The sequence below is a fragment of the Flavitalea plasmicola genome (assembly GCF_030546645.1).
In the GTDB taxonomy this organism is placed as follows: Bacteria; Bacteroidota; Bacteroidia; order Chitinophagales; family Chitinophagaceae; genus Puia.
This window is the reverse complement of record NZ_JAUOTO010000003.1, coordinates 778,469-796,554: the sequence shown is the minus strand read 5'-3', so window position 1 is coordinate 796,554 and position 18,086 is coordinate 778,469. Positions and strand designations below refer to the sequence as shown.

Sequence of the window (18,086 nt, the reverse complement as noted above, 5' to 3'; positions counted from 1 at the left end):
TTGGAGTACGGCACGACAGCCTCTTTCGAAAGGACCACAGGTGTGCAGTCTTCGCCCTGATTTTATAAAACCACGCCAGGTCCTACCCACAATTCCGCCCCTACCGTACCTGGCATGGTTTTGCCCACCCTTCGCGAAGCTGCCCTCCGCGGCTACCTCTGCCGGGCTAAGGCCCGTCAGCGCCGCTCCTCCTTAATGTCCGCCACCTGCCGCCGGCTGGCCGCTTTCGTTAATGATCAGCCTCCGCTCCGCTACGGCTCAACGCTAAGGTCGACCGCGGGTAGCTGCCCCCCAGCCTTGTCGCCGGGTAAAGCCGCTAACACGCAAAACCCCGAACCCGGCGAAAGGCCTCCCGGTGCAGCACGGCCAGCCGGGTGGCGACGGTGGCGGGCGCCCGGATCCGTCCGGTCGTCGTACCTCCTCCCTCCCGGCCCGAGGCGGCCACCATTACCTAAGACATACCAGGAAGTACTATGCCCATTAAGACTATCAAGCCGCCCTTCTATCCATTGGGAAAATGACTTCGTCATTTTCCGGCCCGTTCCGGGCTCGGAACGGCTTTCTATGTAGTACCCCTACTCCAACCGCAAAAACGCCTTACTCTTCTCTGCTGGATTAAAAGAAGGCTCATAGACGATATACCCGTACTCATGCAATTCACGTAAGCATCTGTACATAGGCGTCAACCCGCCGATCTTGGAGATCGGCATCAGGTCCCTAGCGCTGATCCTGGCCGGTCCACTCCCGCCTTGCCGCAACCAGCAATGCAGGATGGCCACATACAGGCTGATGTGCATCGGTCCCAGCCGGGCATCCAGCTCCGCCCGTGTCATAAAATCCGTTACTTCCGGCACCTGCTTCATACCATAGTCCTCCCCCTACCTTTCCCTCCACCTATTCCAACCACACCTGCCAGTTCGTTACCTCCTTCCTTGCTCCACCCACCTCCCCTCTCCCACCTCCATCATTTTGATGATCGACGCTGGTATGTTTGTATTCAGGATCTTTTCATTTTCCGCCAGCCGTGGAAGTACCAGCTTGTGGATATCCCGCCGGAGCCGTTCTACTCCTGAATTGCACTTGATCATGGAAGCGATCGGGGTCTTGAATCTTAAAACCCTGAATGTCTTCTCCGGAATTCCAAACACTATGGCGGACGCCATCTTCTTTTCCATTTTCCAACGGAACTTCTCCCGGTCTTTTTGCTCCAGCCAGGCGGTGATAATATTATCCAGGTAGATCTCCAGTTCCATCGGAATGGACATAGGCTTCCCATCCACCATCGTATCAGGAAAAATGACGGGAGGTAGTTTCCTGCACCATGCCTCCGCTTCCCTGATCAGCAAGTTACCCTTGTCCGCCAGGGGATGATAAAGGATGGGGCCACCCTGCCCCTCGTTACTGATCGCGCCCACTTTATAACCGTTGATATACAACGTAGCCTGAAACGCTGTCGTCTCTCTGCTCAACCTTTCGCCGACGTATATATTTTTGAGTATTATTTCCATGACATTTCCTTTGAAATGGCACCCTCTGCCTATTAGCCAATTTTTTTAATCCGAGTTACAAAAACATTCAATATCCGGGTCCTCATAGTCAAATAGCGCGGGCGAAGTACGGATCAGGTCCATGAAACGCTGCACCGACAGCCCCTTCCGAAAGGTCCCGCCGACCTTTTCTTCCTGCCTGATCCACCATGCCGCAAGCTCCGGTTGTTCCAACAGCAGGCGACGCACCTTATTACGCCCTTTCAAAAAGCATAGGTCGCAGTTACCTTGATAATGCTCCAGCCGGAGGTCGAACGGCATTGCCCGCCAGTAATCCAACACCATCGGCCTGGTGATCCGCCAATCCACCAATGGCAGCCAGGTGTCCCATCGTTCCCGCTCTCCGATCGCACGGGTCTTCGCCCAGCGGGCCGGCTCGTCATACCGGATGCCCACTGCATTAGTCCAATGCTTGTGCCCGAGTGACATCATGAACCGCTTGATCACCCGTATTTTCAGGTCCTGGGTGCAGAAGCGCCAGACTACATTCGGCAGATATTCTCGTTTGTCGATCAGCGCCTCGAAGGGTTCTCCCTTCCTGCTGGCCGTTTCATAGCTAACCTCGCGGAATCTCGTCAGGGCGTCGTATTCCAGCCAATGCACCTTTCCTTGCCAGTGCAGATCACACGCATGCACAAAATCCAGCGTTTCCGGCGCTTCCTTGCCCGTGTTGGCAAAGCACACAACCACTTCCCCATCCCACCTTGTATTCAAAATCCGATCAGTCATATAGGCCGAACTACGGCCGCCGCTGAAACTGATCATCAGCACATCCTTTTCCATCGCTCCCACTTTTCGTTATCACTCCACCTTATCCACTCTCATCCCCTCCGTACCCTTAACAACACCTTCCCTTTCACCTTCAATACCACAACCCGTTCTCCTGACGGATCCGCTACCGAGACCACCAGCCGCCTACCCCGGCCAACGACAAAAGGATACAATCCGACCGCTGTCATCAGCCGCCCATTACCCGGCACAATGCCGAACCCGCTGCAATACACCGGGGAAAGCTCCACTTCCTGGCTGGCCGTTCGCTTCAGCTTTTTCCGCTCTTCAGAATAGATCCGCAGGAAACCAGGACTAAACCCCATTCCCGTCAGGTCTTTCATTTGCAGGCAAAGCCACAATAAACTGTCGCGCAAATAAACTCCCGTCAACCCCAGCAGCAGCCCGTCAGCAGCTGCCCACCGGTGTAAGAACCCGCGCCGCGCCGCCACTATACGCGCAGAGGCCCGCAAAGTTTCCGGGTCCACGGGCCAGCCAGTCAATCTCACCGGGTGCATCACTCCGTCACCGTCCCCTACCACCCGGAAATTCAGAATGGCGGTATCATCGACATACCGCAATACAAAAGAGTATAACCGCCCGTCCCTCCCGTAAACAGATAAATTTGTCGGGGGAAAATCCCGCCGCAAAGCCTTTAGCTCGATCACATTTTCCACTCCTTTGACTTTTTGAACCAGCACATCCTTGCTCACCCGAACGCCGGCAGCGATAGCTACAGGAAAGATGACGTTCGTCATTTTCCGGCCCGTCACGGGCAAGGTCCGGCTTTCAATGCCTTCCAGGCGGAACCCAGCCTCCTGGGCACGAAGCGAAAACACGATGCCCATACACAAAAAACCAAGCACTATCTCCCGGACAAAACCCCACAGGGCCGTCCGACCCAAAAACATCGATTTCATACCTCACGTATTAACGGTTCAATTTTGTATTCCTCAATAACACCTTATATCCTGCCGGCAGCCCCACCCGCACCAAACGCACCTTTCGGCTCAACAAGGTTCTCGCCGCCTGTAAACCTGCAGCTGTAGCCTGTCCCGCGACGCCGGGATCCAGCGTAGTCATTCCCAGGGAACTCACGGCCTGATCGGCAGATTCTTTAGAGACGTCCCTGTTAATCGATCCCTTGACATGGAAGCCGGGCATCCCATCCATATCAATCACGTCCAACGCCACCGGTACCACCTGATTTCCCAGGCGGATGGAGTTAACACTGACCAACAGCCGCTCTCCCGACAGACTAGCCTTTCCAGCCATCGCCGTACCCCTCGGTACCCGCACTCCTCCGACCACCGCTTCCTGCGCAATGCGCAGAGAAACCGATTCTCCAGGCACCAGCGTTTGCGCCCCATCCACCACCGCCGTGATCATAGGCGACGCCAGGGAATCCACCCGCTTTCCCTCATCCAGCTCGATAAAGCCCGTTTCCATTCCTTCCGCGCTTTCATCCAGCGGCAGCGTAGTTACCATTTCCTCCGACGGCGGTGTCGCCAGGACCTGCACCGGGCGATCCTCCCGTGCAGGGACGGCACTATCGAGCAAAGGAGGATCACTAGGATACCGCACCTTCAGTACCTTATCCATCAGCGTATTCAACTTGTCGAGATCCGGGTCGCCCGGGGCTTCCCGGCCCGAAGTCACCGCATAAGAAGTAGCAGGCCCTCCCCCAACAGACAAAACTGGCTTCTCCGGTACCCGCCCCGAAAACATTCCTCCCGGCACGGCTTCCTGTTCTTGGCGGTTCAGCACCCCTTTCAACTGATCCAGCTTATTTAACAGCGCCCCCGCCTGTGCATCCGTGGCGGAGTGCTCAATGAATAATCCACCACCTGCCGTGGATTTCGACGATAAGCCCGAATCGTTCCGTGCCGAAGAAGACAGCCGCCAACGGGCCACCGTATCCTCTCCCGCATAATAAGGGTCCATCTTCCGGCTCTCTTTAATCTTCAGGGAATCCTGCTCCGATTGCTTGTAAAACCCCAGCTTGTTCAGATTTTTCCGTTTTGCATCAAATCGCGCATCCGGGAGGCTCATATTAAGGCCCTTGTTCACAGAGATCGCTACGCCGCCTTTACCGCCCTTTCCCCCACCCAGTCCGTAAAAGCCCAATGTGATCATCGGTATCAGGATCACCGGCACCACCAATAACATTTTTCGCTTACGCAAGTACGTCTCATTGTACTTTCCCCTCATTTTTTCCATACACCAGATTTTTAAGAACTAAAAAAAACGACCTTACCATCTCCATTCCGACGAATCCATTGCCTTCAACGCTTTCAACGTCTCCGCCATTTCCGGCCTCGCCATCAACAAACTGTCCCAGCTTTTTCTAAACAGCGGGTCGGTCATCAGGCTATCCCACTTTCGGCTAAAGGAAGTTTCCGACTGCCGGCCCTGACGCACCGGTTCGCCCTGCATTGCCGCCTGCCGGATCGAAGAAAAATCCGGCGCCTTCCTGGTACAATCAAAGCCGTTCGTAAATATCCAGGTCTGTGCTAATCCAGCCACTAGGAAAAAGACAAAACAATACCACCGCAGTCTTCCCGGCTTGATCCTGGCAGCCCGCTCCTGCATTCGCATTGCCAGGTTATGCATAAAGCCCTTATCCCTCGCCGCCTGACTCATGAGAGAGATCAGCGATGGCAGCCGCTCCTTTGATTTCCTTTTCATCATTTTAATTTTTAGATAGCACACTACATGTAAAAAGAGCTATCGCTGTTCCACCTTTACGTCTTTGTTCTCCAAAATGCTCCACCGCTCGATCAGGAATCCATGCGCATTATTGTCCGACCTCGAAACATCCCGCAGCCATCCCTCCGTCACCAGGTCCCGCGTGACGATACTCGTCGTACGGATGATCGTCTCCTGCCCATAACAACGGAAGTAAAAAGGATAATTTGCCATGTCGAGCCGGATACTATCTATTACCAGCCGCTGACTGATATTCGCGCTGATGACATTCGCATAATAACCCGACTCTTTAAGGTTCTCATAAACCCGTTTGGCCGATCCGTCCGCCAGGTACAGCGCCCGGCTAAGATTTTCCCCGATCACCTTTTCGTCGGGGTCGAGGGTGAAGAACAGGCCATGAAAGGTCCGCACATGATCCCGGGCCTCCACCGGTATATTTTCCTTCCGGTCGCTTGCCAACGCTTCCAGCACTTTCCCGTTCGCCAGGATATAAACACGCCCCTGCGCCCGGCTCACCGCCTCGCTGGCGACAAAGAACATATAGCCGCCCAGGCCCAAAACCCCAACGATCACTACCATGCAAGTCCCCCTGATCAGCCGGAAGGACGATTCCAGATTTCTTGTCTTCGGAAACATAACCCCTCATTTTTATCGTTCGCACATATCCGTAACTAAAAGCCCCTATGAAACCTCCGAACTACCCGAGGTGACCTGCACAGGCACCGCCGCTGCACTACGTCCAGCCCCCGACACCCGGCTCAGCAGCGAGCCGCCCCCTGATGGAAAGACATTGATAATATGGTTGGTGATCGACGGAACGCAGAAGTACCCGATGATAGCGATGATCAGGAAGATCATATAGCCGACATCCGTCGGCCCGAAAGCCGTAGCTCCCGACGCCTGCACCTGCTGGATGTCTATCCTGATCATCTCCGCCTGGATCTGCCCGCATAAAGACCCGAAGATATTCGCCACCGGCAGCCAAAGGAATACATTGATGTACCGGCCAAGCCAGGCCGACAATACGTGTTTGAACGGATCGAACACCGACAACCCGATCACCAGCGGTCCCAGGATGGCCATCAACACCAGCTCAAAGGTTCGCAGCGCATTGATGCATAAAGCGGCCGCCTCGTAAACGATCTCCAGTATTTCCGAAAGCGCCACCTTCACCCCGTTACGAAAATTATAGCTGATCTTCGCCAGCTGGAACTTCAGGGCGTTCGTCAAACCCGAGAACGCTCCGGACGCCGCGTCCCCGCTGTACTGCTCCCATTTTTCCAGGCTGCCGCTGCCATCCGGTCCGACATACATCTGCCAGTCCGTCGACTTTTCCAGCGCTGCCTCCTTTTGTTGCAAGAGCCTAGTGTTCGCCGCATTCGCATCATCTACCAGCGCCGCCGTGCCGGATACGACCGGCTGTAGCACCGAGTTGACGAGCCCGATAAAGGCAGGATAGAACGAGATCAGCAATCCGAGCGCGAACGGCCGCAGCAATGGAAAGAAATCGATCGCTTCCGCCCTCGCCAGGTGCCCCCACACCCGGTAAGAGATATACAGCAAGGCCCCGAAACCAGCCAGCCCCTGCCCGACTCCCATCAGTTCCCCGCAATGGCTCATCATCGTCCCATATACATGCTCCAGCGTAGCCTGTAACCCCTTGATATTCGTAGACAGCCCCGTCACCGGCGCATCCTGCGCCCACGCCCCTGCCGGCAATACCATTCCTACCCCGGCCAACGCCAGGAAAACCCAACCCCTCTTTGCCATGTCAATCTTTTTTAAACGTTTCCCCGTCTGATTCACGCAACACTAACCACTTGCTTATGGCCCGATCCCATACAAGGCCCTGACCGTTGCAGCGTCTTGCGCCGCCTGACCCCGTTGCACCGCTTGCAGCGCCGCATTATTATTGAACGTATGCAGGAAGCTCAGCTGCCCCGTCATATCCCCATCGATCCGGTCAATTGCCGACAACCTTTCTGCGTCGCTCATCCGCAACGCGCCGCCCGTGATCACCATCGACAGCTCATTAATATTCTTCAATCCCCGTTGCAGCAAATTGCCATACGTCGAAGAAAAAACACCCAGCTCCTGCGCGGTAAACCGCCCGCTGTTTCGAAAATACCTGTTCGCCTCCTGACAGTCTTTAACCAATCTCGCCTCCTTGCTGATAATGTCCGCCACCTTCGCATAAGAGCTAACCGCCGGGCTCACCGCGAGCAGTCCATCCAGGAAAGCTTTGTGAAGAGAAAACGTCCCCTGGCTCAGGCGCTTGATGTCCTCGTATCCATTTTTCACGATCGTATACCCCTGACACATCTCCGCAAGGATCTGCTTCAGCTGAGACAGCTTCTGCACGTCCAGGAGCAACTGCTCAATATTGTCCGCCACCGATTGCGCCAGCAAATCCCTCGCCGGCAATACCAGCAGCAGTAAGAAGATCAACCACCGCCGCCCGCTCATTTTCTTTTTCATAAACCATTTTTGTCTTTCCGTAAACTACCGGTCACCAACCCGAGCCCCCCCTATGGAATCCCATACAACCCTTTCACCACCCCCAGGTTAGCCCTCTCCGCCTGCCGCTCCCGCGCCAGCAAATCCGCCTGGTCCGTAAAAACCATCGTAAAGGCATACCTGTCCCGCATGGCTGTATCCAGGTTCCGGATACGCCCCGCCCGCTGATCATCCGATAGCTGCAGCTTATTCACCGTCAGAATGTCCAGCAGGGCATTCACATCCGCCAGTCCGGCGTTCAACACGGAGGTATATACCTCGGAGAGATAGGCTACCTGATCACTATGTCCATGGGAATCTTCCCCGTACCGCGCCAGCACCCCCGTAAACCGCTCCACAATGGCGACCTGCAAGGCAGCAATCTCGATCACTTCAGCCAGGTTTCGAATGGAAGGATTGATCTCCCCGAGGGCCGTATAGAAGGCATTGTGCATGTTGTACTCCCCCGACTTGATATCCCGGATCGTTCCCAGGCCCGACTCGACGAGCTGGTAGCCTTTCTCCACCTGCCCAATGTACATTTGAAGCGCCGCGATCTGCTTCCCGTAATATTTCCGCCGGGTGGAATTTTGCTTAAACCATTCCGCAAATGTTTGCGCATTCCCGACGAACCCCAGTCCCATACACAACAATACCCACAACACCCGTTTCATAATTACTTTTTATTGCATCCCATACAACGCCCTCGTAACAGCGATATCATTAGCATCCCGGGCCCGCTGCATGCTAAGCAGGAAACTCTCCTGACTAAACTGCGCGAGGTCCCGGTAATTCCGGTCGATATCGTTTCCCGTCTCGTCAATGATCTCCAACCGACCCGCATCGCCCATTTGTGTCAGCAGGCTGGTAACCACCATCGTCAGCCGACTGAGGTTTTGACTACTCTGACGCGCAATCCCGGACAACACAGCAGATAGATGACTAAGCTCATCCGCGCTAAAATGCTTGTCCTGCCGCAGTACAGCATACGCCTGCTGGTATCCGGCGATGATCTTCCCCTGCTTATCGATCATCGTTTTTACTTCCTCGTACGCGGCAATAATATTCTTCACTTCCCGCAGTTCCTGGTAATAACCAGCAAAAAGATCCCGTTGCTCCTGCACCCAGCCAATGATCCCGGACAATTCCGACTGCTGCATCTCGTTCTCCGCCGCTTTTTCCTCATTCTGCAGACCGATCGTTTCCGTTTGCATCCGCACAATCTTCAGGTCCATCGCCACGATCACCCTTTTCACCGCCGAATTAATGACCGATATAATATCCAGACCCTGCGCGTCCGATCGACCCGGCGCCAGGCAGGCCAGGAGAAGCGCCAGCCCAACCATTGCTCCACGGCGCCCCATCCTGTTATCCCTTTCGGCATACCTGCCCTTGTCCACACCTTCACCCGTCCTACAATTCTTTTTCTTTTCCATGCCCTATGGTTTTACTTCCCCTGCCGGCGCCCATGCTCCAGCTCCGTCACTAATACCTCGATCCCCCGCTCCATACTCCCATGCCTACGCGCATATTCCATCACCTTGACCTTTTCACTGGCCTCCGTCGTATACGTATAGTATTCCTCCGGCGACGGCTCATACCGCAAGACCATCATCACCTCACCACCCAGCTCCACATAGAACTCCCGGTACCTGCGCCCTGGCTCATTGGCCCGATTCACCGAAAAAAGCATCGTCTTCCCCTTCTCCGACATCCCTAACGTGGATTGCAGCGCATCAAACTTGTTAACAAACTTGCGCATATCCATCAGGATCTTAATATCCGAGTTCCCAATGATCGCTTCCTTGATGATCGGAGAGCTCAACAGGTCGTCAATTTCCTGGGTGACCACCATCGGGATCCCATACAGCTTTCTGAACGTCTTCCAGGCATACTTCATGAATTGTGACATACCCGCCTGCATCATGGGCTTCCAGGCCTCCTCGATGGCAAAAGCCTTCAGCACCGAAGGAATCCTGCGCATCTTCGTCATCGTTAGTTCCATCGTGATCAGGGAAACCACGGGCAGCAGGATCGGATGATCTTTAATCGCATCCAGCTCTATGACAATGAATCGTTCCGTCAGCAGCTGCAGATTCTCCGTAGCATTCAGCAGGTAGTCGAATTCGCCGCCCCGGAAATAAGGACGCAGCACGTACAGAAAATTCTCGATGTCGAAGTCGCGGTCCTTTACCCCCTGCTCCTTCAATGACAATACATAGTCCGATTGAAGGAATTCATAAAAGCTGTTGAAGCACGGGAAGATCGAAGAGTCCCCCTCCAGCCGGGCGTAGTAACCCTGCAAGGCGTTCGATAAAGCCACATATTCGCTCCGATTAAAGGTTTCGTGTTCCTGTTTCCAAAGGGTAGCCAGTAATGCCTTCAGGCTCTCCTTCTTTTCCGTATCCAGAGAAATCCCCGGAGCCAGGTAAAACGGATTAAACCGGATCGGGTCCTCTTCCCTATACGTCAGATAGTACCCACCCACCAACTCGCAAAGCCCCTTATAGCTGCCCCCAATATCGACAACCACGATATGACCGCCGGCATCGTAGAGAGATCGGAATATATGCGCACAAAGCATGGATTTCCCGCCGCCAGAGCTACCGCAGACAAAGGCCCCCCGATTGGTCAGCGCCCGGTGGTTGAACAGATCCAGGTTGACAGGCTTTCCGGTAATACGGTCCCCGAAACGGATACCCCGGTCCGCACTCCGCACATTCGACTCCATTCCCAGGAAACAGCAGGCCTGTTCCAGGAAAGTATCCACACACTCGTTCTCCGGCAGGTCGCCCCCGTTCCCCGGTATCCCCGCCCACCACAATTGCCGCAACCCCACCGTCTCCTGGTGCGCCACCGCATCCATTGCCGCCATCGCCGACCCGATCCTTTTCCTGATCTCCTTCAGTTCCTCCGGCTGATCCGTCCAGGCAAGCACATTCGCATGAAATCTCACCGGCCGCCGTTGCTGGCTGATCGCCTCGTTCAGAAAGGCATTCACGGCTTCCAGCGCCAGCGCGTTCTCCCGCGAATACTTCGCCAGGGATTGCAGACGCAGCCGCTTACGCTCCAGACGCCGCATCGCCGCCCCCGCATTTTCCAGCACGATGTACTGATTGTAGATATGATCGAAGGGCAGCAACAAACCCAACCCGGCCGCAAATCCAACAGGAAACCTCGTCTTCTCCGTACTGAACCTTTCATATCCCACCGACGGCGAGCATTTCCCCGGCAACCCTTCAGCATCCGCCAGCGTAAACATCACAGCCTCCTGATCACCCACCCGCACATGATCTCCCAGTCCAATGTCCCGGATCACCGGCCTTTCCTGGTCGTCCAGCAGATAACAATACTGTTCAATCTTTCCAGCCTTCTTCTCCGTACTTACCAATTCCATTGTTCTCAGCCTCCTGACCTTCATCAACCCCGAATCTTCGAGTATCCGAACAAACTGCATCACCGCATCTTCGAACGCCCGTGCAGCCTGCATATCGATCGTATCAGCCGGCACCAGCACCTTCCGCAGCAATCCCGATGACGCCGACGTCACCGCCTTCCGCCCAGCCGGCCTCCGGATCAGGTACATATGGCACTGGTGCCGCAAAAAGGGACGCCCTTCGAAAAACCGCTCGCTTGCCCGGCCAAGGAAGCTCGCTCCGCCAGGCGAATGCTCCGCCCGATACCGCTCCCTCCGGTAAATATCCTGCACATGCAACACGGTTCCGTCCGGCAGCGCCTTCAACCCCTTTACAAATGACTGGTGCAAAGTCTCGTAGTCATTCTCCCCCAGCGTGTACAGCTCCGGCTTCTCTACTTCCAGTCCGATACCCACATCGCCCATCTTGTTCACGAGCCAGTCATCCGCCACCTCGAAGATCGGCAGCCGCTCATCCAGTTGTCCGTACATAACACACTCCCTTCTTTTCACAGGCATTCAACGCACCGTTCCATATCCCCTCACTTAGCGGTCCAAACGTAATCCCTGTATAAATGAATAAACATTTTTCTTGACCTCGATAGTAACGCCTTCGGCAGCTGCTTGCGGGCGCTCTTTTTCATCAGCCCGTATTGCCCGTACCGTTTGCTCATCCGGAAGACCCTTGCAACCATCCACCCGCCGAGGCCCAGGGTCAAAGGCGTACATACATAAAGACTGATCCCGCAGGCGTGCAACACGCCAAATCCCACCAGTGATCCTACCACACATGCCGCGAGATATCCAATGTACTGAGCCTTCAAACCCCGGAACTCGATGGGCCGGTTGATGCCCTTGTTGATACTATAGCTCTTCGTTGCCATCTCCCCCGCAGTTACAATCCGAAAAATGATTTAATGACTGTAGCCACCACCACCAGGAATATGCAGGCCGAGAACCACATAGCCGCCACCTTACCCATGTGCGGCTCACCGTTGATCCACATCGAAAAAACCCTTATGGCACCCACGATCCCCAGGATCGCGCCGATGCCGAACATCAAATTAGTCGCCGTCTCATAGTACCCTCGCACCATCGTATTAGCCTGGTTAAGCCCCTGGTTACCGTCCGCTGTCTGTGCGAATGCCCACACCTGCATAAACATCCCGCCGCCCAGCAGTCCACCCCTTTTCCACAAAATCCTGCACCTCATAATCACACTATGTTTAAGGTTAAAAAATCACTCGCCCTATTTCCATAGTTCCGCCAGTTCCCCTTCTCCCAGCATCAGCGAAAACTCGGAAGAACATACCCGCACCAGGAAATTATTGATCGCCTGATCATAAGCTGTCCCCCGCAGTTCGCGGTAGTCGCTCAATACTTCCCGTATATGGTCCAGCAAATTCTCTCTGTCCAGCTTATTCTCAATCCCCTGTGAAATCAGCTGCCTGATCACGGCGATGGCACGCTCCATTGTTTTAAAATGAGCCTCATCCTGTCCTCCGCGTCGATCTTGCTGGAAAAGTTCAGCCTGATTCGCCGCCGGCGCAGGCACTGACTCATCCTGACCGCCCTTTATTTCTGCCGTGTTGGATCCTCTATTCGAATCACGATCTCGTTTTCGTTTTCGGCTCAGCCACCCCGAAACGTCCTCCCTATAATATCCCATCACAACGTAGAGATAATAGACACTCGTTACAATCATTATAAAAACTGAAAACTGTCCCCAGGAAACTTGTTGTAGCATACTCGTTCGTTTTTGATCGCAGGACAAAAATGAAACACATCCTGGGGCAAAAAAATAGAGGCATTAATGCCTCTATAAAAATTAGATCATTCTCATACGACGTTTCGCAATAAACATCGGCATGAGATCCACTTACAATCGGCTACCTTGAATCCTGCTTCATGCCAGCATCACATTTTCCCAGGAACAGACCTGTTAAAACACCGCTCCAGCATCGTTTTAATCATAGTTAAACTACTGATTATCAGTTTAAGGCAAAAAACATATAAGGTTTACACACTATATATATGGCAGCCACGTTTAATAATACAACCCTTACCAATGGAAAATGCCTCGACTAACCCACATGATCAGCTTTTATCAACCATCAAGACCACGGACATATCACTTAGAAAAAGGGCTGTTATAATAGGCGTTCTAACGCTCGTGGCATGGGGGCTTTTACAATCCTATAGAATCAGCGAAAACAAAAATTTCATTTATGTAGTCGATGTAGAATTACTCGAACAATTCAAAAACAGTGGAACTCCAAAGAATTTCATTGAAGCCGATAGCTTAGAACCTCTTTATGATATTATCGATAAAGATGCCATTTATTATAAAGTTGCGAAAAGCGGATATGTCGATAAAGATGCGATTGTAGAGGCCATTACTGAAGTGAAGAATCTTCGAAGATCCGTACAAAACGATGAAAAAACCATCGGGATTCTAGGGTTAAATGCCCCTTTCACTCCATGGTTATTTATCAGCCCCTTTATTCTGCTCATCCTTTTCCATGATCTCTCGGAACAAATATTTCATCGAAAATCGCTCCTGGCTAACATCCAGACCTCTGCCGGCGGAGACTGGGAAAAAAGCATCCCCTTTATGGGTTTTCATTCGTATTCCAGAAAGGACGGTGAATCCAAATTTTTACAATACATTTCCACGCTGTTGGTTTGTGCATTTCTATGCTGTCCTTTAATTACTTGTATACTTTTAGTCGATCAGGTTTTTGGGATTGACTATGCAGGACACTCAAAGCCGAACGTCTTCTTTCGGACCTGGGGTTACATATGTACTTCCATTATAGCGACGGATACAATCCTCATATTTTACAGTGAGAACATCATAAAATTCAAGTATGCCGTAGATTTACTTTCAGGGAAGACCGGCAATACATCCACTCATATGAAAAATAAAATGCAAAATATGCGGATATGGGTGGGCTTTTTTTTGTTGTTGCTACAAAGCATGGTTGCCGCGGCACTCGGCGAAGCCTCGATAGATAGTATAATTCTTTACTTTACAGTAATCTTATTCTGCCATACTATGCTTTTTCTTTCTATGTGGAAATCCAATCAATATCCTACAAGTACCGCCTGGAAAACAATCAGGATGTGGGCAATATTTACCAATTTGTTTTTAGTATTTATCGCTTTTAGAGTATTATCCTTGTTGAAGTTTTTAAGTAGTAGTAACATTTCAGGTATACTGAGTGAATGGGCAGTAATTTCATTAATTGCTGCGGTCTTAGCGCCTCTTATTTATAAGAAATTCATTAAAGAAGGCAGCAGCACGGTATATATAGGCAAATTGGGGAAAATAATGAGATAGAGCCAAAATAAATCTGCTCTTATTGAGTCTTTCTACTGCTTTTTTAGCAATTAATATAGTGTCTATTTCTTCATAACATTTAGGAAAGATCAGCGAATCTTTTCCGATCCCGGTCTTTCGAAAGAGAGAAACAAAAAGTGGATCCCCCCCATTCACTTTCGGCCAATCCGGCTATTGCAAGTGTACAGTTGAAAAATAAAACAATTGAGGACGAGCAAATGATGTTGACGTTTACAATAGCGGCTACTTTATATCCAGGCGTTTTGGTAAAAAGGAAGCTTTTTCTCCCCCTCCCGTCCCCCTCCGGGGGAGGCGGCTTTTCTCGGATATTATTATTGGGGGCTGATCATCGGGATGCGCCCATATTCGGGGAGCCGCTGTTCGGGCATGTGGCACCCAACCTACAATGGCAGCGTGTCCTCACTCAAACTTCCCCTCCGCCTGGTCCCATTTCTTTTCCAGTGCGTCAGAAATTTTCTTAGTGAAGGCCAGCCGCTCCTTCTTCCGGTTGCGAAGCACCCGCGCCCTGTCGTAAATGTTTGCCACCTCCCGGCCAACCGCCAGCCGGGCCCATTTTTGTAACCTGCTGACATCTGCCGGCGCACCTTTATAACGGATAGCCCCCACTGCCTGTATACCGAACAGCCACTCCGCCAGGTCCGCATCCGACGCGCCCCAACTGTACCCCAGGTCCGCCGCCGAAACCATACCCGTCGACAGCCGCGCCCGTTCCTCCTTGAGCCATTCCCCGTAACCCTGCATGGCCAGGCACCACGCCGCCCGGTAGCTGGCCAAGGTCGCACCGTCCCGGTCCACTACCAGGGCCAGCGGTTCGAAGATCCTGCCCCGGCTGTAGGTCCGGGTAAATTGCACATTGATCACCGGGGCCCCACTCTGGTAATACTGCCAGAAACCCTGGTTGGTCCGGAAGAAAGCCGCGATCCGGGCCTCCTCCTGTCCGATCACCGCAGGCCAACCGTCAGCCGACACCATTGCCCGGCGCAGCTCCGCGCCGTGCAGCTGAATATACAATAACAGCTTTGCATAAAAGGCCGGCCATACCTGCCGGAAAAACTCAACCTCCCTGGGCCCCTCCCGGATGAATTTAACACCCTGGATATGCAATTTCTCTATGCTGGTCCGGATCAACTCAATCCCATGTAAATATTTATCAGGGCCCTGATGGCTCCGCTCAGCCAGCTTCAGGGATTTTTCCAGATCTGCGTATAATGCATCAAATGGTTTTGTCATGGCTGCCCAGTTTAAGATTCCAAACGACCCTAAAACTAGAACAACCTGGCAGCTTTACTGCTCCGGATCAGTCTACCGCGCAAAATCCACCCAAATTCCCATGGTAACACCCGAAACCAGCGAAGCCCGACACCTTATCATTACGTACATGTACGTAGTCTGCTCAACAGGCATAAAAGCAAAAGCCGCCTGGATAACCGGGCGGCTTCAAATATTTTCAATGAAAGATTACTTCTTCCTTTTCAGACTTTTCTTTACCTCTTTTACAAAGTCGATAGAAACATCTGCAAGCGATGCAATCTCTTCCACAGGATGAGAAGTTTTTGTAAGGAGGTTTTTTACTATCACCCAAGCCTTTTCCTCCGCCCTCATTTCTGCTGCTATTTCAAAAATATCCATGGTATTCTCTTTTTCGGTGATCTTGTCAATTTCGTTATTAAAGGTACGATATGTTTCCTTATTTTCAAACCGGACATAATTGTTCAAAAAGGTTAAAATGGCCTGCAATTTTCGTTTCTCAAAAACGCCATTCTCGTACAATTTCCTGAAAATAAATAACTTCCCTTTTAGCAGTGCCGCATCCACCTCTTTGCCCTTTAGAAGTGCAATCTTAGCCACCAGCATCACCCATGCAAACGGATTCTTACTCTCTCCTAACTCCTGATCCGAATAGTCCAGGATGCAAAGCGTATTGTACTGATATTGTAGCCGCGTGTTCATGAACGAATACTCATACCTGCCCGGCAATCGCTTTCCATCCCGTCCCGTGAAGATTGAAATAGCCGCCACCGGCTTTTGGTATCTATCATAACAGCGGATGAAATAACGGAACATACGCTCGGGAAACAACGGTCTATCCTTCACCTTCGTTTGATCCTGTATTTCAATGTGGATCAGCACCCATTCTTCGCCGCCGTCTTTACGGAATGCTTTCACCAGCTTATCGACGACGCGCACGTTTGTTTTCTTCTCCGGCTCCGGGTACATCTCGGCCAGCTCCTTATCCAGGAAACCGAAACCTTTTTGTATGTCGAATACGGTGTCTGCTTCCGGAAAAACGAATCGCAAAAGGTCTTCGAAGACCCACTCCAATACACCCTTCCAAAGGGTATCCTTTCTTTGTCCCATGGCATAAGATTAATGATAATAAACCCCAGGCCCCTAAGGGCGAACTTTAGGGCACACGCTTGAACTATGTAGGTAGGTTGATTGGGATAGTGAGGATGAAAGACAAAGATACGAAATGCAGAAAACGAAAAAAAATTAATCTAACGGATACGCCTAAGCAGCATTTAAAATTTGAAATCCTTTGTAGGGGATTTTTTATTGGGAACGAGGAGGGCCCTAACGTCCATTTCCAAAAAGTCAGCAATCGCATACAAGTTTTCCCATGATGGTTGCTTGCGCTGTACGCACCAGGTGGAGACGGTGTCTTCACTTACTTCTAATGCTTCGGCCAGAGCTTTGTTTGAAATGCCCTTTTCAGCCAATGCCACCTTAATGCGGTTATAAGTAATCTTATCCATTCAGCAAACATTAACGTGCCGTTAACAATATAATTCTATCTTTTAGATAGTTAAATCTAGCTTTTAGCTATATTTGTATTAGATAGGGTTGGCCCGGGCCCTATGACTTTTTTAATCCTTTTACCTAATCCTCAAATATAATCACCTTTAACCTTCTTACACAATGGAAAACAATATAAGAACCTTGACAGTATGCCCATCTGTCCGCGATCATTCAAAGATCACCCTTACGGGTGCCTGGCTGGAGGAATGGGGATATACCGTTGGCGACAGGATCGCCGTCACTAAAACCGACTCCGGTGATATCCTCATTAAGCGCGTACCACTTTCCGCTGAAGAGTGCCTGATGGAAAAAAAGAAGAAATTGGAAATGCAGTTGCAATCGACGATGATGGAGCTGGATTTCTCAAAAACCGCGTAGCCCAGTCATTAATACATACCATAATTCTTATCCTTTAATTACTTTTTTATGGGATCAACTGCATTCACTCGTGTCGCGTATGGAAAAAACGCTGATGAAGCCTACAATGCCGCATGCGAAGACGCGCAATCTGAGAATGGCTACCAGGATGGTTACTCAGGAGACCTTAACGCAAAATCCGGCTTTCTGCTGGTTGAAACACCGCCGGACGTCGACCTCTCCAGGTGGCTTAATGCGCTGAAATGCGGTAAATTACCGAGGAACCTTGAAATGTATTCCAACGAGTTCCAACGCCAATTTGAAATTTACGTTGATAAATGGGAGCCTGCGCTCTGCTATGAAGTGTTTGATAAGCAAAAGCGACCAGAAAACAAATACATCTTTGTCGGATATGCGCCTGAGTAACCTGGTTATAGTTGCGCTGTATTTTATATTATAAATTTCAAATATTTGATTTGGCGCGCTAGTTTAATTAAGCCCTCCCGCCTAATAAATCCCCTGAAGTAAAAGAAATTAACCGCAAAGGTCGGCTCATGTCCGGCCTCGCCAAGGAACTACGGCATAAACGATTCACTACTAAATCTCAACACAGGATCCTGCACGTGCATCG

22 protein-coding genes are annotated in these 18,086 nt (G+C 51.6%); 3 read left to right on the top strand and 19 right to left on the bottom strand.

Annotated features, from left to right (window positions below; genetic code table 11):
• Nucleotides 1-251: 251 nt before the first annotated feature.
• From Q4E93_RS13305 to Q4E93_RS13230, 16 genes are read right to left on the bottom strand one after another with little or no spacing between them, the layout of a single operon-like run.
• Entirely contained in the window at nucleotides 252-530 is a 279-nt protein-coding gene (locus tag Q4E93_RS13305; RefSeq protein WP_303585920.1) for a hypothetical protein, read from the bottom strand.
• 45 nt (nucleotides 531-575) lie between these two features.
• Nucleotides 576-863, bottom strand: coding sequence for a hypothetical protein (locus Q4E93_RS13300; protein WP_303585918.1), 288 nt, complete (start codon nucleotides 861-863; stop codon nucleotides 576-578).
• Nucleotides 864-920: 57 nt separating this feature from the next.
• Nucleotides 921-1,508, bottom strand: coding sequence for a hypothetical protein (locus Q4E93_RS13295; protein ID WP_303585917.1), 588 nt, complete (start codon nucleotides 1,506-1,508; stop codon nucleotides 921-923).
• A 45-nt stretch (nucleotides 1,509-1,553) separates the two neighbouring features.
• Nucleotides 1,554-2,330 carry a phosphoadenosine phosphosulfate reductase domain-containing protein gene (locus Q4E93_RS13290; protein WP_303585915.1) on the bottom strand — a complete coding sequence of 259 codons (777 nt, stop codon included), beginning with the start codon at nucleotides 2,328-2,330 and terminating at the stop codon, nucleotides 1,554-1,556.
• A 38-nt stretch (nucleotides 2,331-2,368) separates the two neighbouring features.
• Entirely contained in the window at nucleotides 2,369-3,235 is an 867-nt protein-coding gene (locus Q4E93_RS13285; RefSeq protein ID WP_303585914.1) for a DUF8473 domain-containing protein, read from the bottom strand.
• Between the two features lie 10 nt (nucleotides 3,236-3,245).
• Complete coding sequence (traM, locus tag Q4E93_RS13280) at nucleotides 3,246-4,535, bottom strand: conjugative transposon protein TraM (protein WP_303585913.1); 1,290 nt, start codon at nucleotides 4,533-4,535, stop codon at nucleotides 3,246-3,248.
• 33 nt (nucleotides 4,536-4,568) lie between these two features.
• On the bottom strand, nucleotides 4,569-5,003 hold the full coding sequence (locus tag Q4E93_RS13275; protein ID WP_303585912.1) for a hypothetical protein: 435 nt from the start codon (nucleotides 5,001-5,003) through the stop codon (nucleotides 4,569-4,571).
• A gap of 39 nt (nucleotides 5,004-5,042) precedes the next feature.
• Nucleotides 5,043-5,660, bottom strand: a complete 618-nt coding sequence (traK, locus tag Q4E93_RS13270) for a conjugative transposon protein TraK (RefSeq protein WP_303585910.1) — start codon at nucleotides 5,658-5,660, stop codon at nucleotides 5,043-5,045.
• Between the two features lie 45 nt (nucleotides 5,661-5,705).
• Nucleotides 5,706-6,794 (bottom strand): conjugative transposon protein TraJ, encoded by a 1,089-nt coding sequence (traJ, locus tag Q4E93_RS13265; protein ID WP_303585908.1) that lies wholly within the window; start codon nucleotides 6,792-6,794, stop codon nucleotides 5,706-5,708.
• Nucleotides 6,795-6,848: 54 nt separating this feature from the next.
• Nucleotides 6,849-7,502 (bottom strand): TerB family tellurite resistance protein, encoded by a 654-nt coding sequence (locus tag Q4E93_RS13260; RefSeq protein WP_303585906.1) that lies wholly within the window; start codon nucleotides 7,500-7,502, stop codon nucleotides 6,849-6,851.
• 50 nt (nucleotides 7,503-7,552) lie between these two features.
• Nucleotides 7,553-8,194, bottom strand: coding sequence for a hypothetical protein (locus Q4E93_RS13255; RefSeq protein WP_303585904.1), 642 nt, complete (start codon nucleotides 8,192-8,194; stop codon nucleotides 7,553-7,555).
• A gap of 9 nt (nucleotides 8,195-8,203) precedes the next feature.
• Nucleotides 8,204-8,956: a conjugal transfer protein TraI gene (locus tag Q4E93_RS13250; protein WP_303585903.1), complete on the bottom strand. Its 753-nt coding sequence runs from the start codon at nucleotides 8,954-8,956 to the stop codon at nucleotides 8,204-8,206.
• Nucleotides 8,957-8,967: 11 nt separating this feature from the next.
• The gene (locus Q4E93_RS13245) at nucleotides 8,968-11,427 is read right to left on the bottom strand and encodes a TraG family conjugative transposon ATPase (protein ID WP_303585902.1); all 2,460 of its coding nucleotides are present in this window, start codon (nucleotides 11,425-11,427) and stop codon (nucleotides 8,968-8,970) included.
• A 50-nt stretch (nucleotides 11,428-11,477) separates the two neighbouring features.
• Nucleotides 11,478-11,819 carry a DUF4133 domain-containing protein gene (locus Q4E93_RS13240; RefSeq protein ID WP_303585900.1) on the bottom strand — a complete coding sequence of 114 codons (342 nt, stop codon included), beginning with the start codon at nucleotides 11,817-11,819 and terminating at the stop codon, nucleotides 11,478-11,480.
• 11 nt (nucleotides 11,820-11,830) lie between these two features.
• A complete protein-coding gene (locus Q4E93_RS13235) occupies nucleotides 11,831-12,148 on the bottom strand; it encodes a DUF4134 domain-containing protein (protein WP_303585898.1) in 318 nt (105 codons plus the stop codon).
• Between the two features lie 36 nt (nucleotides 12,149-12,184).
• The gene (locus tag Q4E93_RS13230; protein WP_303585895.1) at nucleotides 12,185-12,409 is read right to left on the bottom strand and encodes a hypothetical protein; all 225 of its coding nucleotides are present in this window, start codon (nucleotides 12,407-12,409) and stop codon (nucleotides 12,185-12,187) included.
• A gap of 594 nt (nucleotides 12,410-13,003) precedes the next feature.
• On the opposite strand from Q4E93_RS13230, the gene Q4E93_RS13225 reads away from it, so the two are divergent.
• Nucleotides 13,004-14,278, top strand: a complete 1,275-nt coding sequence (locus Q4E93_RS13225) for a hypothetical protein (RefSeq protein ID WP_303585893.1) — start codon at nucleotides 13,004-13,006, stop codon at nucleotides 14,276-14,278.
• A gap of 420 nt (nucleotides 14,279-14,698) precedes the next feature.
• Here the strand turns inward: Q4E93_RS13225 and Q4E93_RS13220 are convergent, their stop codons facing one another.
• The 3 genes from Q4E93_RS13220 to Q4E93_RS13210 form a co-directional block, all read right to left on the bottom strand.
• Nucleotides 14,699-15,529 carry an RteC domain-containing protein gene (locus tag Q4E93_RS13220; protein ID WP_303585891.1) on the bottom strand — a complete coding sequence of 277 codons (831 nt, stop codon included), beginning with the start codon at nucleotides 15,527-15,529 and terminating at the stop codon, nucleotides 14,699-14,701.
• A 228-nt stretch (nucleotides 15,530-15,757) separates the two neighbouring features.
• Nucleotides 15,758-16,657, bottom strand: coding sequence for an RpnC/YadD family protein (locus Q4E93_RS13215; RefSeq protein WP_303585889.1), 900 nt, complete (start codon nucleotides 16,655-16,657; stop codon nucleotides 15,758-15,760).
• Between the two features lie 164 nt (nucleotides 16,658-16,821).
• Nucleotides 16,822-17,055: a helix-turn-helix transcriptional regulator gene (locus Q4E93_RS13210; RefSeq protein WP_303585887.1), complete on the bottom strand. Its 234-nt coding sequence runs from the start codon at nucleotides 17,053-17,055 to the stop codon at nucleotides 16,822-16,824.
• A 163-nt stretch (nucleotides 17,056-17,218) separates the two neighbouring features.
• Here Q4E93_RS13210 and Q4E93_RS13205 point away from each other — a divergent pair, with 163 nt between their 5' ends.
• A complete protein-coding gene (locus Q4E93_RS13205) occupies nucleotides 17,219-17,476 on the top strand; it encodes a SymE family type I addiction module toxin (RefSeq protein ID WP_303585885.1) in 258 nt (85 codons plus the stop codon).
• Between the two features lie 48 nt (nucleotides 17,477-17,524).
• A complete protein-coding gene (locus tag Q4E93_RS13200; RefSeq protein WP_303585883.1) occupies nucleotides 17,525-17,881 on the top strand; it encodes a hypothetical protein in 357 nt (118 codons plus the stop codon).
• Nucleotides 17,882-18,086: the final 205 nt, after the last annotated feature.

Excerpts from the sequence above, each read along its gene's own strand:
- Q4E93_RS13285 (WP_303585914.1), bottom strand. The coding sequence starts at position 3,235 with ATGAAATCGATGTTTTTGGGTCGGACGGCCCTGTGGGGTTTTGTCCGG.
- Q4E93_RS13245 (WP_303585902.1), bottom strand. The coding sequence starts at position 11,427 with ATGTACGGACAACTGGATGAGCGGCTGCCGATCTTCGAGGTGGCGGAT.
- Q4E93_RS13225 (WP_303585893.1), top strand. The coding sequence starts at position 13,004 with ATGGAAAATGCCTCGACTAACCCACATGATCAGCTTTTATCAACCATC.
- Q4E93_RS13200 (WP_303585883.1), top strand. The coding sequence starts at position 17,525 with ATGGGATCAACTGCATTCACTCGTGTCGCGTATGGAAAAAACGCTGAT.
- Q4E93_RS13250 (WP_303585903.1), bottom strand. The coding sequence starts at position 8,956 with ATGGAAAAGAAAAAGAATTGTAGGACGGGTGAAGGTGTGGACAAGGGC.
- Q4E93_RS13205 (WP_303585885.1), top strand. The coding sequence starts at position 17,219 with ATGGAAAACAATATAAGAACCTTGACAGTATGCCCATCTGTCCGCGAT.
- Q4E93_RS13260 (WP_303585906.1), bottom strand. The coding sequence starts at position 7,502 with ATGAAAAAGAAAATGAGCGGGCGGCGGTGGTTGATCTTCTTACTGCTG.
- Q4E93_RS13235 (WP_303585898.1), bottom strand. The coding sequence starts at position 12,148 with ATGAGGTGCAGGATTTTGTGGAAAAGGGGTGGACTGCTGGGCGGCGGG.
- Q4E93_RS13210 (WP_303585887.1), bottom strand. The coding sequence starts at position 17,055 with ATGGATAAGATTACTTATAACCGCATTAAGGTGGCATTGGCTGAAAAG.
- Q4E93_RS13255 (WP_303585904.1), bottom strand. The coding sequence starts at position 8,194 with ATGAAACGGGTGTTGTGGGTATTGTTGTGTATGGGACTGGGGTTCGTC.
- traJ (WP_303585908.1), bottom strand. The coding sequence starts at position 6,794 with ATGGCAAAGAGGGGTTGGGTTTTCCTGGCGTTGGCCGGGGTAGGAATG.
- Q4E93_RS13240 (WP_303585900.1), bottom strand. The coding sequence starts at position 11,819 with ATGGCAACGAAGAGCTATAGTATCAACAAGGGCATCAACCGGCCCATC.
- Q4E93_RS13295 (WP_303585917.1), bottom strand. The coding sequence starts at position 1,508 with ATGGAAATAATACTCAAAAATATATACGTCGGCGAAAGGTTGAGCAGA.
- Q4E93_RS13215 (WP_303585889.1), bottom strand. The coding sequence starts at position 16,657 with ATGGGACAAAGAAAGGATACCCTTTGGAAGGGTGTATTGGAGTGGGTC.
- Q4E93_RS13290 (WP_303585915.1), bottom strand. The coding sequence starts at position 2,330 with ATGGAAAAGGATGTGCTGATGATCAGTTTCAGCGGCGGCCGTAGTTCG.
- traK (WP_303585910.1), bottom strand. The coding sequence starts at position 5,660 with ATGTTTCCGAAGACAAGAAATCTGGAATCGTCCTTCCGGCTGATCAGG.
- Q4E93_RS13300 (WP_303585918.1), bottom strand. The coding sequence starts at position 863 with ATGAAGCAGGTGCCGGAAGTAACGGATTTTATGACACGGGCGGAGCTG.
- traM (WP_303585913.1), bottom strand. The coding sequence starts at position 4,535 with ATGGAAAAAATGAGGGGAAAGTACAATGAGACGTACTTGCGTAAGCGA.
- Q4E93_RS13220 (WP_303585891.1), bottom strand. The coding sequence starts at position 15,529 with ATGACAAAACCATTTGATGCATTATACGCAGATCTGGAAAAATCCCTG.
- Q4E93_RS13230 (WP_303585895.1), bottom strand. The coding sequence starts at position 12,409 with ATGGAGCGTGCCATCGCCGTGATCAGGCAGCTGATTTCACAGGGGATT.
- Q4E93_RS13275 (WP_303585912.1), bottom strand. The coding sequence starts at position 5,003 with ATGAAAAGGAAATCAAAGGAGCGGCTGCCATCGCTGATCTCTCTCATG.
- Q4E93_RS13305 (WP_303585920.1), bottom strand. The coding sequence starts at position 530 with ATGACGAAGTCATTTTCCCAATGGATAGAAGGGCGGCTTGATAGTCTT.